This is a genomic window from Bacillus sp. NPDC094106 (assembly GCF_044764345.1).
In the GTDB taxonomy this organism is placed as follows: domain Bacteria; phylum Bacillota; class Bacilli; order Bacillales; family Bacillaceae_G; genus Bacillus_A.
On sequence record NZ_JBIWHY010000001.1, the window covers coordinates 189,874 to 206,183 of the forward strand.

The following is a 16,310-nucleotide window of genomic DNA, read 5'->3' on the forward strand; positions in this document are numbered from 1 at the left end:
TTAGTCAATTACTAACTATTTAACTACTTAGTCCAAATCTAAATTAAATTTCTCCTAATATAGGTACTCAGTATAGAAATGACCAAAATAAAAACCACTTTCTTTAGACAAGTAAAAAAAGTGGTTTGGACATTATAAATATCATTTTCTGTCACTTCCACTTCCCTACGCTGGTATGAGCCAGATCAGGTCCCAAGGGTCTCAAAAGTATTCTTTGATCTCAGCCTATATAGGCACCCCTAGCGGATAGATAATAACTATGTAGTTTTGATATTCATCATAGCACAATTCAGAAAACAGTCAAATACATTTGAACGTTCGTACTTCATGAGTATAGAAGTATCAGTTATTTAGTCCTACTAATTTTTCAATCTGTTCCTTCACATTCAAATCACAAACACCGCCGTGATAACAAATCACTCTCTCAATATCAAATTCTAAAAATCTTCTAAGCGATTCTGTAGCTGTTTTCATATCTGGTGTTGTTCGCGGAACAGGTCCGTTTAAATTTCCACCAACACATACCATAGCGTCACCTGTGATTAGTGCTTTATGTTTTTCACTATATAAACTAATATGTCCCGGCGTATGCCCTGGTGTATGAATGACTTCAATACCTCCGAAAAATGGCAATCTTTGTCCATCTTTTAATGTTTGATTTACTTTTGCTTTAGGAGGATTTTTATATAGAAATTGCATAACTTCTGGAAGTGCTTCCCACTGATCTTTACTCATTTTACTTGGATCTGTTTTCATTAAATGCAATTGCCCTTCAATATATGGCTTATCTAGTTCATGTGCGTACACTTCAATTGATAGATCTTCCTTCTGTTGTATTTCAGGAAGACTTCCAATATGGTCTATATCTTGATGAGTTAAAATAATTGCTTTTAATTGTTCAAAGGGAACACCAACATCATTCATCGCATCATGAATTTGCTTTAATTGTCCTGGCATACCAGTATCAACTAATATAGCTTCTTTTTCATCCCAAAGTAATGTTGGATTTAATTCAAATCCTTGGATTTTCAATTCTAAAACTGCCAGTCCATTTTCTATTTTCATGTTACATTTCCTCCTCGATACATATAGTGGAGTTATTGCTCTTACTAAAATGTATCACGCTAGAGGAAAATACGTCAATCGATAAATATTTAATTTTAACACAAAAATAATTATTTGTCAACATTTTTTATTATGATTCTCATTTTATTAAAACTGATCTTCTTTTTTATCATATATCTTTTCGATACAAATTAATCAAATCTTTCAACGCCGCAGCAGCTGCTCCTCTTGGATTTGATGCACCTCCTATGGAAGTAACTTTACCCATCGTATCTGTATGGAAAGTAACCCCTTTTTCTGTTCCATTGACATTAGCAAGCGGATGATCTTGATTCAATTCGCATGGACCTACTTTTAATTTAACAATTCCAGAACTATCTTTATATGCTGTAGCTATTAATTTTAGAGATTTGTTCTTTTCTTTTGCTTTTTGGATATCTTGCTTTATAATATGCTCTATTCCTTTTACAGATATGTCATCCAGTGAATATTCTGTTTGTAACAAGCTATTTGCCAATAATAATAGTTTACAAGCGCTATCCATACCATGTATGTCTAATACAGGATTCGTTTCAGCAATTCCTTGATCCTGTGCTTCTTGCAATGCTTGTTGAAAAGTTATATCTTCTTCATCCATTTTTGTAAGGATATAGTTCGTCGTCCCATTCAGTATGCCTTCTATCTTTTCAATTTGGCATCCCGCTAGGCTAAATTGTCCAATATCTAATGTAGGTAATGCTGCGGCAGTCGCACCGCTATAACGAATACGCACATTTTTCGACTTTGCTTTTTCTTTTACTTCTTTCCAATTTGTAACAAGTGCACCCTTCGAAATGCATACAACATCCATTTCATGTTGGATTGCTTTTTGGATGTAATACTTTGCAGGTTCGCCATTTTGTAAGTTAGTAGGCGTTGCCTCAATTAGTACATTACCATTCCATATCATTTCCGCTTTTGCCTTCGGATCATATGCTACATAATTTCCTAACGCATTCGAGCCTATTCCAAAAGTAAGAAGTTGTTCTAGATGTAAACCGTTACCATCATAAATAGATACATCCCGCCCAACAATCCCTACTATTAAAAATTCGATATGATACTTTTCTTTTAAAGTAAATGATTTCTCATACACTAAACGTACAAGTTCTTTACTCACCGCTCCATACCCTGTTAAAACGACTTTTATTTTCATGTTATTCCCCTCAATTCCCTTGATGTGAACCTATTAATTTCCCATATCTCCATCATAGTATTCTATTTGTGGTATTGCATTAGCTATTTTTTAAAATAAATAGTTTTATAAAACAATCGAATGAAATAGATCTAATGAAAATAGAAATGCTAATACTTTTTATTTATTGTTCTCCTTTTCTTTAAAAATAAACTTGTAAAAGCACTAAGTTTATTTTCCTTACATAAACTTTACTATAATACTTCCAGAAAGGTGGTACACGTATGCCTCTTATTCCCTACACTGAAAGTGATGTTGATTTATTAGCACGTTTAATTCGTGCGGAGGCTGAAGGTGAAGGACCACAAGGCGAACAACTTGTCGGTTGTGTTGTAGTAAACCGTGTATACTGTGATTGCTTAGATTTCAAACAAATACGTACTGTACATGATGCAGTGTATCAAAGCCCAGGTGGATTTGAAGCAGTGCAGTATGGATATTTTTATCAACGTGCTCGTGAGTCAGAAAAAGACATAGCAAGACGCGTCTTACAAGGTGAATGGCGCTGGCCGGCAAGATGGTCCCTTTGGTATTTCCGTCCGACAGGCAGTTGTCCACCAGAATGGTATAATCAGCCATTTGCAGGACAATTTAAAAGGCATTGTTTTTATGAACCAACTGGTGATGAATGTCCGAAAATGTATACGAGATGAAAATTTACGATCTATAATCTATCAGTTACAATCTTAAAAACACAAGGATTTGCATTCGCAAGTCCTTGTGTTTTTAGTTATGTTATTAACAAATTTGTTTAACTTGTATTTAAAGTGCTACTTTTTATATAAATAAGCAAATGAGGACCGTCCGATTGATTAATAGTAAATCTATATATACATCAATTAAAAAGCCGACATACACCCCCTCTTTTTAGATGGGAGAGAGGATCTGGCCATGCATAGAAGCGGTCAGGGCCTTTTTCTGCCACATGCGAAGTAAAAACAGAAAGAACAAACGATTGGAGGTTACTTTTCATTCTGCATAGCAGGGATTTAGATGTCGAAACATTAAAATGGATTTATATAATACTAAGGGGTACTTTTTGATTCCACCGTTGATACCTAACTTTTCTGAATCAAAAGGTTTATTACAATTTTTATCGAATTGTATATAAGTCTATTTTATTAGTTTAATCATAGGAAACTGTAGGTGAACAAAATGAATCGAATTGAGTACATTAGACAAGAAGAGAAAAAGTATCACGATCTTTGTTATGACCAATACAAATTATTCGAAGCTGGCTCTTGGCTTCATCAACCTGTAAAAACAGTAATGGATATGATGAATTATTTTGAAGGCCAAGATCAAATAAAAGTACTTGATCTTGGTTCTGGCGTAGGAAGAAATAGTATTCCAATCGCTCAAAAGATAATCGATGGTGGTGGTAAAGTTACATGTGTCGATTTACTGGATTCCGCATTAACAAAATTAAAAACAAACAGCAAGGAATATCATGTCTTTGATGCAATCGAAACAATCAAAGCAGAAATTGAAAATTATGATATTCAACCTGAAGGCTATGATTACATTATTGCAGTATCTAGCTTAGAACATGTTCACTCAAAAGAGGCCTTTGAAAAAGTACTCTTATCCATAAAAAATGGAACTAAACATAACGGCATCAATTGTCTGATTGTGAATTCTAATATTCAAGAAATAGATATAGAAACAAACGAAGAACTAGATGCATTAATAGAAGTAAATCTTCCTACTGAAATAATGATGAATACACTTAAAGATATTTATAAAGGTTGGCAAGAAATACACATAGAAGTGAAAAATTTATCATATAACATCATCCGAAATGAAAAATCCATTCAATTAAAAACAAATGCGATTACTTTTGTTGTTCAAAGAGTTTAACCTGTAAAATAATTACCGCTTTTATTTATGTAAAATACATTTGACACCCTATATTTCCATGTTTATACTATTGCATGTAAAGACTTTTTTACACTTAAGGAGGGGTGAAAAAATGAATCGAAAGAAAATTGTTCTCATAATTACCTTACTACCGTTAATCGGGCTGCTTATGCACGGAACCTATAAATACATAACCGAAGGAGAAATCTTTGGTGGGACAATTTTTGGAGTGTCTTTACTCCTCAGTTACTTCCTAAACCATATTACATGGGGAGATCCAAACGGCATATCCGAAGAAAGTCAAGATGAAATGGGAAAGCAAATCACATATAAAAGTTTCAAGGTTGGCTATTTTGTTTTAATCAGTATTATGTTTATTTTACTAATTTGGACAGAAGGGTTTTCTATGCTTCATTCACTTCATAACATTCATAATTTCCCTTTATTTATTGCGTTTTGCTCTTCATTTCTTGTTATTCCATTTGTAGAATTCATTGTTTCTAGAAGATACCAATAAGAATACTATTCATGCAAAAAAGCCTTGTTTCTCTCTTTAGTTTAGAGAAAAACAAGGCTTCATTTGTAAGGAGTTTAATAGTCCTTTTGTTTACGATAGGATTTCTTCTGCCATTGCGCTCAGTTTGTTTACGGTTCTCCAGTTACGCAATGTTGCTGGGGTACGAAATTTTTGAAACTGATTTGTTAGTTTAGAATTTCGAATACTCCTCTTGAAAAACAAATATACTTCTTTACCTTCAATATGACAGTCCTCAACTTCTTCGTCAGAAAGATCTTCAGCCAAAAAAGCGACGTGTAGACTTTCACCTTCTAACTTTCCTTATATATGCTGACTCTCACTTAATTTGTGCGCTTCTCTACTTTTTTGTTCATTACACTGAACAATATGACTAACGATTGGTTTTATTTTATCAGCCAAGTAGAAAACAACTCAATTCCTACAGTTGTTTTCTACTTGGCTGTAACCACAATTTAATCTTCTGTGCTAATGAGGTGAATTTCATTCTATACAAATAGATTGAACAACCATACTTAAAATACCACCGCTAGCTTTATATGTATAGCGGTGGCGTTTTTAAGTATATTTTTACATACTTAAAAAAAAGGACAGTCTATTTGATCAATATATTCCCAAGGCTCCTTTTCCATACATATCGCAGGTTCTTGTTTTTCCATCATTACTTTTTTACAAGGACTGACTTCAAATTTTAACGTAGATGCATGTTCAACATATAAAGAAAAAACATGGCTGTTCGGTAAAGTTTTTGATACATCAACATCTCCGACCTGTTTAAACAATTGCTGTACACCGTAAAAAAAGAAGCTTGTTACATTCGATTGTTTATTCAACCAAGCAATCATTTCTGGAGGTACTGAGTGATTTATATATATTTTTACTCTATCACCACGTTTATATCGTTTATATCGTTTACGCCGCATGCTTACACCAACTAACTTAATGTTAAATTCGTAATTCTTTTTGTTTATGTTCCCTATACCTTGGAGAACAGGTGTATACTAATAATCCACGTGCATTTGTGAACAGTGGGTTTTCTACAAAAGTTACATTTTTCAACCTTCCTTTTTGTTTTAAAATCGATTGCAAGCTATTTTTGATGATGACTGCTCCCCCACCATAAATAAATACGTATGGATCATCTTTCATATCGTCAATCTTATTGATGATATCTGTCGCAACCCGTGCCGCTAAACTTAGAAGTGCCTGTTGTGACTCTTCTACTAATAAAGGATTTCTAGGATGATTCTCATTTAAATAAATTTGATTAAACTCTGTAATACTATCTATCGTTTTTGTCGGATACTTTCTGTTCCATCTTGTAATGATTTGCAATAAAGTTTCTTTGACTCCATAGGCCAACCCTTTACTCAATTGTGGCCTGAAATTCACTCCATATGAAACAACCTCCTCAGTTGTACCCGCACCTATATCAAAAGATAATAATGTTTTGTCAACGAAATCTATCTCAGAAATTATATCGTTTTCTTTTTCAACTTTGTGCTTTAAAACATTTCCTTCCTCATCATACACAATCCCCCAAGTACCAGATGCTCCTTCAGGTAGGCACTTACAAAATTCAACCGAGACGTTTATTGTGACATCTCTTCCATTTGGATAATGAAAAACAATCTTATGAGTTCCCATATAACGTTGCGCATTTTCTGCTGCTATTTCTTGTGTAATAATCTGCATTGGAAGAGCAACTGATAAATCATAACGAATATTGATACGATTCGAATTCGGATTATGACGCATAGCACTAATTGCTAAACCTGATAAAATTGTAAGAATCATCAATTCATCTGTTGACTTATTAGATTTTTTTTCCATTTCTGTCCCTTTTAATTGATCTTGAATAACTTTTTGCCCAACAATGTAACGTACGTTGTTTAGCATTAAAGATGGAGAACTAATGGTTACATCAATATGATTTTCTAATTCGGATATTGGTATATCTACTTCATCCAATAAACCTGTTGATTCTCCAACGTATAGCGAATAAATACTTGGAATATAAATTGGCTTTTGTCCTTTCACCATTAATTTCATACCATTATTTCCAGCATCTGCACCCGCTTTTAGAAGTATAGACATAGATACCCCCTAATTTAATCTGACATCCCTACCCAATATATGCAGACTAAAACTTTTACATTCAATCCAGATAAAATCTTTTTTATTAATGTGCTTCATTTTACAGTGAGCAATATCCTTATAACCGAAGGAATAATTCTAGGGGAACCATCTTTGTGGTCTCTTTCATCCTCGATTATTTTCTAAACCAAATTAGTTTCAAAATAGGTTATTTTATTCTAATTGGTATTATGTTTATTTTATTAATTTTTACAGAAGGATTTTCTGTTTTCTATTCCCTTCATAACATTCATAACTTCCCTTTATTTATTGCGTTTTGCTCTTCATTTCTTGTCATTCTATTTGTAGAATTCATTGTTTCTAAAAGATATCAATAAGAATACTATGTATACAAAAAGCCTTGTTTCTCTCTTTAGTTTAGAGAAAAACAAGGCTTCACTTGTAAGGAGTTTAATAACCCTTTTGTTTACGATAGGATTTCTTCTGCCATTGCGCTTAGTTTATTTACGGTTCTCCAGTTACGCAACGTTGCTGAGGTACTAATTTTTTGAAACTGGTTTGTTAGTTTAGAATTTCGAATACTCTTCTTGAAAAACAAATATACTTCTTTACCTTCAATGTGACAATCCTCTACTTCATTTTTAAAACGAAGTAGTTGCTTAACTTCTTCGGCAGAAAGCTCTTCAGCCAAAAAGGCGACGTGTAGACCTTCACCTTCTAACAATGCATTCGTCTCATATGGACAGTTTTTGATAACTTGCTTCATATCTTGACTCGTTCTTAACATAACAGGAACCGCAAAACCAAAAACTTCTTCAATTTCATGTTCAATTCGTTGACGCAAAAAGTCTACTCCTTCTTCAGATTCAAAAACTACATTCCCACTTTGAATATATGTTCGAACCTTATGTAAGTCTAACTTTTCAAAAACCTTTTTCAGTTCCGCCATTTTAATTAATTTATGTCCACCTACATTTATTCCCCTTAACAATGCAATATAAATAGTCATTATGTTATCCCTCATTTTTATTAAATCTAATTACCAAACCGATTATATACATATCTATTCTTCTTCAACATAGACTCTTTTCCCTTTAAAATACCAGAGCATTATACGAATTACATCGTTATATTCGTTGTTTCTTTTTCATATTTCTCACGTACTCGTTCTAATTCTTCCAACATATCATGAATAGATAGCACCTCAAACAAAATAATCGATTCGCTAGAAAAATGATGATGATAGTTATGTGGTTTATGCTCTGCTAAATCACTCTTATGACCCCAAAATTGCTGATCTAATTCATCTATAAGTTGATAATGCCTATAATCGATTTCAGAACAATGATTACGCAATATACTAATCATTGACACAATGGCGCTATGCAATGTTTCTTTTTCTTTTTGTGACCATTTACATTCCACTATAGGTACATGTGTTAAATTATCAAGATGATAAATAATTTGCTGAAGTATATGGAGTTGTTTTTGAACAGATAGAAAACTACGCATTTCATTTTTCGTATGGCGATGATATTTCCAATCCTTCTGTTCATATTGAACAAATTGAACGGCCTTATGTAAAAGTAAAGTTAATTTTGAAATGCTATGAGCTATTTCCTTTTTTATCTGTTCTCCTTGCATAACTTGGTTTAACCATTCTTCCATAATATTTGCTGTTTTCAAAAACAATTCATTTTTACAACCTATAATTGTTTTCCCGTAATGGGGAGGTAAAATAAAGAAATTTACTAAGGTAGAAACGATAATTCCTGTTGAAGTCGTTGCTAATCGAACTAAAAAAGCTGCAAAATAGTGATTAACTGTAATTGGAATCATAGCTACAGCTGTCAAAGTGGCAACTAATGTACCTGCATATAATTTCAGCTTCTGACACGTTACAATCGTAAACATAGCTGCTAATGCATAAGAAAGTGCTTGATGACCAAATAAAAATGTAAAAGTCATCGCATAAGCTGATCCAATTGTTGAAGCTGGGAAACGAATTAATCCTTTTTCAATCGAGTCTGTTGCGGTCGGCTCAATTGTTACAATTGCTGTAATAACAGCAAAAATTGTTGGGATTTTAAAAAAGTCACAAACTAGCACTGTAAGAAAAACTGCAATCCCAGTTTTTATCACCCGGCCCCCAATAAAGTTCCATTTTCTTACTTGATTCATTCATTAATTCCTTCATTTCTGTCTCGTTTTTCTATCTATAAAAAGTAATATTCCACTCTATATCGTAACAAATGAAAAAGCTTACCGCATGAAATTTTTTCAGGAGTAAGCTTTTTATTACATTATTTACTTTTGCACCGGTAAATATAAAACGAGTTGTCTTCCAATTGGTCCCATTCTTCTTTGACCTCTATCCTCAAATCCTACTTTTAAATATAATTTTTGTGCTGGAATATTCCGTTCATTTACAGCAAGTACAATTTCGTTTTTCGTCGGAAAATAGTACGATACAAAAGCCTTTAATAATTCTAATGCCTTTTTTGCATAACCTTTTCCTTGCTTTTCGTAGTTGATTGAAAAAGAAACTAAGAGTAATGCATCATGATTATTCGTATACTCTCCGATTCTTTCACCAGTTTGAAGTGCAAAAATACCAACAGGTACTTCATTATCTAAAATAACAACTACATTTCTAGTTGGATCTTTCTTTGCTTTTTCAAGCAACTCACTTGGTTTCGACGTGAACTGAACTTGTTCACTAGGTAAAGTAAATGTTTCTATTATTTCTTTATATTGTTCCTTATAAGGAACAAGTTTAATTTCTCCTGTATGTAAACTCATTTCTATTTCCCCATTCTTCCGAATACTAAAAACCCTGCTGTGATTTAGAACGAACCTTTCCATCCAAAAAAGTAATCTCAGCAAATGATTTAGGAGCACTTCCTTTCCAGGTGAAGGTTTGTTTATGATTTACTGAGTCTCTATCTACTTCGTCTATGAGTAAATCTCCTTCAACTCCTATTAATTCTGTTACTTCGTTATAGGTCATTCCTTCATTTATTTGTGAGAAAAGACTTCCATCAATTGTTTCATTTTTCCTTTTTTCTGTCACAGTTGAAGAAGTTACAGTATGTTTCTTTTCTTGTTTCTTCTGATCGCACGCTGTCATACTTAAAAATAAACAAAGACTACATAATATGAATGCGCTTTTATTTTTCATAATTTAAGTTGTCCCTCCCCATTATTATTAAACCATATATTCCCTAATCAATAAACTGAATATTAATTATTTACCAAACACATAAAAAATCCCGCACTTTTATAGTACGGGATTTGAATTATCTTTTCAGGTTATTGTTTGATTGATCTTCTTGTTCTTTTCTTAACTCATTTTCCTCATTTTTTGGTAACTGTTTATCACTTTGTTTAATCGGATTTGGTTCTTTGTTTTCTATTATATCATTCGGTACTTGCGGCATAACACGGCCAACGATTGCCGCAAGTTCATCAAGAATTCCCTCGCCTGCTTTGCCATGTTTAATTTGATTGCCCATTTGTTTTAATCGTTCATACGTGTCAACGTCTGCAACCACAACCGCATTTGCACCGTTTGGATCATGTTTTAAACTTTCAGCAACAGAATATTTGATTGACTCTACGCGAGAGCGATCTAATTTCGCTTTTACATCAATACCTACCACTGCATATTTTCCAATAACTACTGCCGTTGCGTTGTTTACACCTGGTATACTAGACGCTAATGAAGCTAAATGATCTGCCACTTTTTCATTCGGTTTTGTTGTACCTTGTGTATAACTAACATTTTTCATAGATACATTTTTTTGTTCTGGCTTTTCGTGAGCATTCTCTTTTTTACTTATACTACACCCCGTAATAGCAAAACAAATCATCAGCATATATATAAGGATTTTCATCATTTTCACCACTTTTTCATTGATGTTTAATCATAAATCTTTTCGACGGACTGCATCTTTTTGACTTTTTCTTCCGTACCATCATTTGCATTAATAAAGATTTGGTAAGTATCTTTTCCCAATGTTCCAATAAATTCATAGCATAATACTTCTTTATGATTATCATTTACAACAACCGCTTTACGTTCTTCCATTACTTTCACATCTGGATTGATTTTCTTCCTTGCATCAGCTGCGGTTAATTTTGCAGTTGGAATGGTTCGTTTTTGATGTGATGCTAAATACTCTTTTGCGGAAAAGCCAACAATTGAACCGTCATCTAAAGCAATCTTCATTTGAATTGCTTCTGGATAAATACGCACATTATTTTCATTTACAACGTACGTAAATACACCAATGTTGTCATATTGGGAACTATCGTATAGCTCCATATTCTTAAACTTATGGTCTTTTAAGAAAGCTAACCCTTTACTTCCAGCATCATTTAGACTAATTTTTTGTTCCTTAATCTCACGATTATTCATCACCCAAATTGGATATCCGCCTTTTCCCGTAATATCCATATAGGATTCGCTTTTTGTGGCTGGATCTTGAATCTTTACACTATAAAAGGCTTCTTTCGCACCTTTTCCACTTTTCTCAACCTCTATTTTTTCATTTCCTTTTAAATTCAAAAATGATTTTGCGATTTCCGCTGCTTCATCTTTTGAAATGGCCTTACCTTCTGCCTCAAATCCGCCTTTTGTACTTTTTTGCGCACTCGTAAATGTCGGCCCAAAATCTTTTGAAGCGTATGATGTTACGTTCTTTTCAACCGTTTTAAGTCCATCAATAATTGTGTTATCTGCTGGAGTCTTATCTGATGCAAGAGCTAGTTCTACATCCATCCAGCGCAAATTATTTTTCAAGGCAAGATGCTGTACTTTTCGAAGTTCGTCTTGAATATTTTCCGCATTTGAATATAAAGTTTGTAGTGTTTTATATTCTTGATCGTTTAATGGTTCCTTCTCTAAATCACGAATTGCGGTGCGATAACTAAAATCTCCAATATTCGCCAGAAATTCTTCCGTTTTATTAAATGGCATTAATGTTAAAGGTAATTGCCCTACATTAGACCGAGCTTCTGATGTTAAACGCCATACATCTGCTAGTGCAGGTGATAAGGATGTCCGTGAATTCATCGCAAGTGTGGTTCCGATTTTATCGTGTAATAAATCAACCCCATATGCTAAGTCATGAAATGCACGCTGATAGCTGTTTTCTGCCCGAATAAGGACTGCATTTTTCTCTTGATGCTCTTTATACCCCCAATATCCCGTTCCAACTACACCGACTGTTAACAATACAATTACAAGACCTCGTAACATGTTTCCACCTCCGCTCTATTTACAGAAAATATGTTTACCAATTTTTTTGATTTGTGGACGACTCCAAATCCATTTACTCGTTGCAGTATCAGGATTGAAATAATAAATTGCATTTCCTGTCGGATCCCAGCCATTTATCGCATCTAATACAGCTTTTTTCGCCGTTTCATTTGGTGTTAAATATATTTGTCCATCCGCTACCGCAGTGAAAGCGCGCGGTTCAAAAATTACACCTGAAACAGTATTAGGGAACGACGCACTTGTGACACGATTCAAGATAACCGCCGCAACTGCAACTTGTCCTATATATGGTTCACCACGGGATTCACCATAAACAGCATTCGCCATCAACTGGATATCATTTTGAGAATAACCATTTGGAACATTCGTTGCTGTGTTTTGTGGTGGCTTATTACCACTATCTCCCTTATTGCTTGTATTTCCTTTATTCGCAGTCGACTTCTCGTATTTCGTTGCTTTTACAAGCATCTGCTTTGTTTTAGCTCCAGCTAAACCATCAACAGGTAATCCGAATTTTTGTTGAAAGTTTCGCAGTGCCCAATATGTACCCCATCCAAAAACCCCATCTACTTTACCCGTATAAAACCCGTTGTATTTCAAACGGGACTGCAATTCAATGACATCTTCTCCAGATGCGCCTCGTTGAATGACTTGATTAGAAAACGCTTGTACATTTTTGGTTTGTCCACTACTCACTATGACTGATACACCAATGAACACAAGTAAAATGAGTATTTTTAGAATACCTATTTGACGCATTTGTTTCCCTCCTTAATGACAGTAATGAATTCATGGTTATGTTTTGTAAATAGAGCGCTTTTATGTAAAGAAGACAAAAAAATCCAAACTTATATGTTTTAATCCATATACAAATAATAAGGAAAAACAGGAAAAGGAGTTTATCATGAAGCGTTTTTTCACATGTTTTGTATTAAGTGTGGTGTTTTTGACGACATACTGTAATACATATATTGATTCATCAATTGTTCATGCACAGCCACCATATGCCAAATGGGGGAAACTTGCAGTAGAAAAGACGAAAGAAAAATATCCAAAAGCTCAAATTATCGATTACCTTCATATTGGTAGAAAGCCCAAAACAGTCAATATTACTGTCGAGAAGTTTAAACTGTGGTTACGTGAAAATGAAAAAGAATACGGGGTTTTTGTGGATGTAGAATTTGAGACGAAGACAGAGAAGTTTTTGAAGATTATATTCCAAAAAACAAGTAGATAAAATATAGAAAACCCGCTGTTTTATTTTAAAACAGCGGGTTTAAACGTTAATTCCTACCCATTCTTTAAATAGTCCATCTATATAAGCTGGTATTCTTTAGTTGAACACATTAATTTCTAACTATAAAATCCAGTGCATATGCTTCTTTACTTGGTAGTATCATTTTATATTCTTTCATATTATTTTCTATATCATAAGCAAATAATATATTCTCTTTAGAATCGGTTTAACTACCAGGTGTTAAAGCACATATGTAATTTCCATTTAATCTTGTTCTAATCCAGGCAATAAGACTAAAGGAGGTCTTAATTAAGATGAAGAGCAAAAGCAAAATTTCCAATTGGATTCATTATGTAACCTTGGTGATAATAGCATTATTGATTATTCCATCAGGTCTCAGTGAGTTATATTTTAATATTTTCTTTCTAGTAATAGGAATGAATTTTATTAATGGAGGGATAATTGTTTATGAGAAATCAAAAAAGAAACATATTGTCCCTATATTATGTGGAGTGATTATGATAGGATTCGGAATATATAGATTAATTGTTTGACGTTAAATATGGAGCATTATAACTACAAATAGGTTCATACTTGCATGTACAATAAATGATACAAGCAGCCTATTTGATTTTACATATACTTCCCAACCGACAAAACAGGCCTCTTTTTTCGAAAAAGCGAATAAGGTGATAAACATATAATTAGTGTTCTTCACTTGCAATACATTGCTTGCTATTACTTAGCTAGATTACTTTTAAGAATATTAAAATACAGTCCAACCAATGCATTTCATTCACACCTGACTTTTAGTAATCAACAAAATAAAAAAGGAAATCGAGGTGATTTCCTTTTTACATTGTACGCTGTAAAGCTTTCATATAATCATTTTTCTTCTCAAGAGTCTTTTTTGCTCCCTCAGCCGTTAGTACATAATCAACTATAATATTTTGTAACAACCCTTTATCAGCATTTGGCAGCAGAATCGTTATATCTTCTACACTACTCCTATTATTTTCAATTGTTTTATTAAATTCTTTAATACTGCTTGCAACCTCCGCTAATTTTTCCATATGCATAGGATTGTTTACATCTAAAAAGACATTACTTCTAAAAACGGCCGTAACATAATGCTTCGAATTTTTCTTTTCAATCTCTTTCTCAGTCTTCTTATCGAAAACAACATCTCCCGTCTGCATTTGATCAAACACAAATATAGGATTATTCCCTGTTTTCTCATAGTATGTATTAAATTTTTCTTGTAAATCATTTGCTTCTTTTTTTATTTTATAATTATCATTATTTACTTTTGGAAAGATTTGGCCATCAAAATATAGTTGAAATTGCAAATATGGTTCATCTACTTGCTGCACATAAGCTGTTCGCACTTCTGGACCAAATAAATTCTTTTCGTCTCCATTTGTTTCAACCTGATTAAGTTTAACAGAAATACCATACTCCGATTTTGTATAATCTTGCGCTTTTTTTTCAATTTCTTCATTCGATATATCACATGATGTTAATAGTAATACACTACACATCATGCCACATGTCATTTTTATTTTTTTCATATTTCATCTCCTTTGAATTCTATTTCATAATACACGAATACTATAGCAATAAAAAATAAAGAGTCTTACATGAATGGATCAAAACATTCTCATTATGTAAGACTCAAATTGTATATATTTACATACCTTTTATCTAAAATATAAGTTATTTTCTATCAGCACTCCTATTTCCTAACATTTTTACAAAGACTCTCCCATAACCACTTATTCTCGGGTCTAGGAAGAGGTATGGATACCAATTTTTATACATGATTAAAATTCTCTTGTAAATGCTCTATAAATAATTTTAATGGCACCAACCCACGCTTCGGCATTTTACTGCTTATTACAGCTACAAGTTCTAGCCTAGGAATGACAATAATGTACTGCCCTCCATATCCCATAGCAAAATACATACAATACGGTATGTGAAATCTTTCATGATCTAATACCCACCATTGATATCCATATGCCCCAACATGCTCATATGTTTTGAATCGAGCTACACTTGACTCTTCAATCCATCTTGGCGATACAATCTTATCTCTATCCCAAAATCCATTTTGCAAACATAATATCCCTAATTTTAATAAATCCTCGCTCTTCATTTTCATACCAAATCCACCAACATAAATTCCTTGCGGATCTTGTTGCCATTCATACTCAGTAATTTGTAATGGATCAAATAAATACTTCTTTGCAAATTGCTCAGTCGTCATTCCTGTTGCTACTTGCAAAATATAACTTAAAAGATGCGAGGAACCTGAATTATAATTCATTTTTGTGCCCATCTTTTCTATTAATGGCCTCTGTAAGATGTACTTTACCCAATCATCTGATTCTACAAAATCATTCGGAAATACAACTCCATTTCCGAACTCTTTCCAATCTTCACCAGTTGTCATTGTTAACAAATGATAAAGAGTCAGTTCTTTCTTTTCTTTAGGTACATTGGGAATCCATTTTTCTATAGGTGTATGTATATCATTTATATAACCGTTGTCTATAGCAATACCGATTAACATCGATACGATACTTTTAGTGATGGAATTAATTTTATATAAATTGTTTGCCCATTCTGCTATTTTATAATACTTTGTCGTTAATTCACCTCGCTGATATACAAGGAATGCATTCACTTTCTTTTTTATAAATGTATTTTCCAGCTTGTCAAAATCCAATTTACATTCCTCCAAATGTATACTGTTCTTTTCTATTTTTACTATTCTACTCAAATCAAATACATATTTCTATTCCTAATATACTTTCTAAAAAAGCATCCAATTTTACATAAGATACGCGTTCACTCATATATCCTCCCTTTAGTATGTTACTAAAAAACAATAAAAAAGAGTTATCCAAATTGTAAATTTTAGGATAACTCTCTTCTTATATATATTAATTTACAGTAAAGTTCTTTAAAAATGAAACAAATACTAAGTTCTGGT

At 33.0% G+C, this 16,310-nt stretch carries 18 protein-coding genes, 2 pseudogenes and 1 riboswitch; of the genes and pseudogenes, 5 read left to right on the forward strand and 15 right to left on the reverse strand.

The genetic code is table 11. The features are described 5' to 3' along the window. Positions 1-145: 145 nt before the first annotated feature. A riboswitch (TPP riboswitch) is annotated at positions 146-251 on the reverse strand. 91 nt (positions 252-342) lie between these two features. Continuing rightward, complete coding sequence (locus ACIQ7L_RS01070) at positions 343-1,065, reverse strand: MBL fold metallo-hydrolase (RefSeq protein WP_400565657.1); 723 nt, start codon at positions 1,063-1,065, stop codon at positions 343-345. 169 nt (positions 1,066-1,234) lie between these two features. Then, positions 1,235-2,260, reverse strand: a complete 1,026-nt coding sequence (locus tag ACIQ7L_RS01075; protein WP_400565658.1) for a homoserine dehydrogenase — start codon at positions 2,258-2,260, stop codon at positions 1,235-1,237. A gap of 263 nt (positions 2,261-2,523) precedes the next feature. On the opposite strand from ACIQ7L_RS01075, the gene ACIQ7L_RS01080 reads away from it, so the two are divergent. The 3 genes from ACIQ7L_RS01080 to ACIQ7L_RS01090 all read left to right on the forward strand — a co-directional run bounded on the left by ACIQ7L_RS01080 (position 2,524) and on the right by ACIQ7L_RS01090 (position 4,676). After that, entirely contained in the window at positions 2,524-2,952 is a 429-nt protein-coding gene (locus ACIQ7L_RS01080; RefSeq protein WP_097897570.1) for a cell wall hydrolase, read from the forward strand. Positions 2,953-3,454: 502 nt separating this feature from the next. After that, positions 3,455-4,159 (forward strand): class I SAM-dependent methyltransferase, encoded by a 705-nt coding sequence (locus ACIQ7L_RS01085; protein WP_400565661.1) that lies wholly within the window; start codon positions 3,455-3,457, stop codon positions 4,157-4,159. Between the two features lie 112 nt (positions 4,160-4,271). Beyond that, positions 4,272-4,676 carry a hypothetical protein gene (locus tag ACIQ7L_RS01090; protein ID WP_400565663.1) on the forward strand — a complete coding sequence of 135 codons (405 nt, stop codon included), beginning with the start codon at positions 4,272-4,274 and terminating at the stop codon, positions 4,674-4,676. 90 nt (positions 4,677-4,766) lie between these two features. Here the strand turns inward: ACIQ7L_RS01090 and ACIQ7L_RS01095 are convergent. The 10 genes and pseudogenes from ACIQ7L_RS01095 to sleB all read right to left on the reverse strand — a co-directional run. Continuing rightward, positions 4,767-4,991, reverse strand: a pseudogene (locus tag ACIQ7L_RS01095) (DUF1697 domain-containing protein); the annotation flags it as partial. A 281-nt stretch (positions 4,992-5,272) separates the two neighbouring features. Continuing rightward, positions 5,273-5,617, reverse strand: coding sequence for a hypothetical protein (locus tag ACIQ7L_RS01100; protein ID WP_400565665.1), 345 nt, complete (start codon positions 5,615-5,617; stop codon positions 5,273-5,275). A 22-nt stretch (positions 5,618-5,639) separates the two neighbouring features. Next, on the reverse strand, positions 5,640-6,791 hold the full coding sequence (locus ACIQ7L_RS01105) for a ParM/StbA family protein (RefSeq protein ID WP_400565666.1): 1,152 nt from the start codon (positions 6,789-6,791) through the stop codon (positions 5,640-5,642). A gap of 466 nt (positions 6,792-7,257) precedes the next feature. After that, positions 7,258-7,800 carry a DUF1697 domain-containing protein gene (locus ACIQ7L_RS01110; protein ID WP_400565667.1) on the reverse strand — a complete coding sequence of 181 codons (543 nt, stop codon included), beginning with the start codon at positions 7,798-7,800 and terminating at the stop codon, positions 7,258-7,260. A gap of 110 nt (positions 7,801-7,910) precedes the next feature. Next, positions 7,911-8,972, reverse strand: a complete 1,062-nt coding sequence (locus ACIQ7L_RS01115; protein WP_400565668.1) for an aromatic acid exporter family protein — start codon at positions 8,970-8,972, stop codon at positions 7,911-7,913. Between the two features lie 126 nt (positions 8,973-9,098). After that, on the reverse strand, positions 9,099-9,593 hold the full coding sequence (locus ACIQ7L_RS01120; RefSeq protein WP_400565671.1) for a GNAT family N-acetyltransferase: 495 nt from the start codon (positions 9,591-9,593) through the stop codon (positions 9,099-9,101). Between the two features lie 25 nt (positions 9,594-9,618). Continuing rightward, complete coding sequence (locus ACIQ7L_RS01125) at positions 9,619-9,972, reverse strand: hypothetical protein (RefSeq protein WP_400565673.1); 354 nt, start codon at positions 9,970-9,972, stop codon at positions 9,619-9,621. A 118-nt stretch (positions 9,973-10,090) separates the two neighbouring features. Beyond that, entirely contained in the window at positions 10,091-10,687 is a 597-nt protein-coding gene (locus ACIQ7L_RS01130) for a YhcN/YlaJ family sporulation lipoprotein (protein ID WP_400565675.1), read from the reverse strand. A gap of 26 nt (positions 10,688-10,713) precedes the next feature. Next, entirely contained in the window at positions 10,714-12,054 is a 1,341-nt protein-coding gene (gene ypeB / locus ACIQ7L_RS01135; protein ID WP_400565677.1) for a germination protein YpeB, read from the reverse strand. A 15-nt stretch (positions 12,055-12,069) separates the two neighbouring features. Beyond that, positions 12,070-12,834 carry a spore cortex-lytic enzyme gene (gene sleB, locus ACIQ7L_RS01140; protein ID WP_400565679.1) on the reverse strand — a complete coding sequence of 255 codons (765 nt, stop codon included), beginning with the start codon at positions 12,832-12,834 and terminating at the stop codon, positions 12,070-12,072. A gap of 145 nt (positions 12,835-12,979) precedes the next feature. Here sleB and ACIQ7L_RS01145 point away from each other — a divergent pair, with 145 nt between their 5' ends. Both ACIQ7L_RS01145 and ACIQ7L_RS01150 read left to right on the forward strand, forming a co-directional pair. Beyond that, on the forward strand, positions 12,980-13,312 hold the full coding sequence (locus ACIQ7L_RS01145) for a DUF3889 domain-containing protein (protein ID WP_097899724.1): 333 nt from the start codon (positions 12,980-12,982) through the stop codon (positions 13,310-13,312). Positions 13,313-13,626: 314 nt separating this feature from the next. After that, the gene (locus ACIQ7L_RS01150) at positions 13,627-13,866 is read left to right on the forward strand and encodes a hypothetical protein (RefSeq protein ID WP_400565682.1); all 240 of its coding nucleotides are present in this window, start codon (positions 13,627-13,629) and stop codon (positions 13,864-13,866) included. Positions 13,867-14,166: 300 nt separating this feature from the next. Here ACIQ7L_RS01150 and ACIQ7L_RS01155 read toward each other — a convergent pair whose 3' ends face one another. The 3 genes and pseudogenes from ACIQ7L_RS01155 to ACIQ7L_RS01160 form a co-directional block, all read right to left on the reverse strand. Then, positions 14,167-14,883, reverse strand: coding sequence for a hypothetical protein (locus ACIQ7L_RS01155; RefSeq protein ID WP_400565684.1), 717 nt, complete (start codon positions 14,881-14,883; stop codon positions 14,167-14,169). A 145-nt stretch (positions 14,884-15,028) separates the two neighbouring features. Beyond that, a pseudogene (locus ACIQ7L_RS28150) lies at positions 15,029-15,154 on the reverse strand (Pr6Pr family membrane protein); the annotation flags it as partial. Further along, positions 15,126-16,043, reverse strand: coding sequence for a serine hydrolase domain-containing protein (locus ACIQ7L_RS01160; protein WP_400565686.1), 918 nt, complete (start codon positions 16,041-16,043; stop codon positions 15,126-15,128). The pseudogene ACIQ7L_RS28150 and the gene ACIQ7L_RS01160, both read right to left, overlap by 29 nt. Positions 16,044-16,310 lie beyond the last annotated feature (267 nt).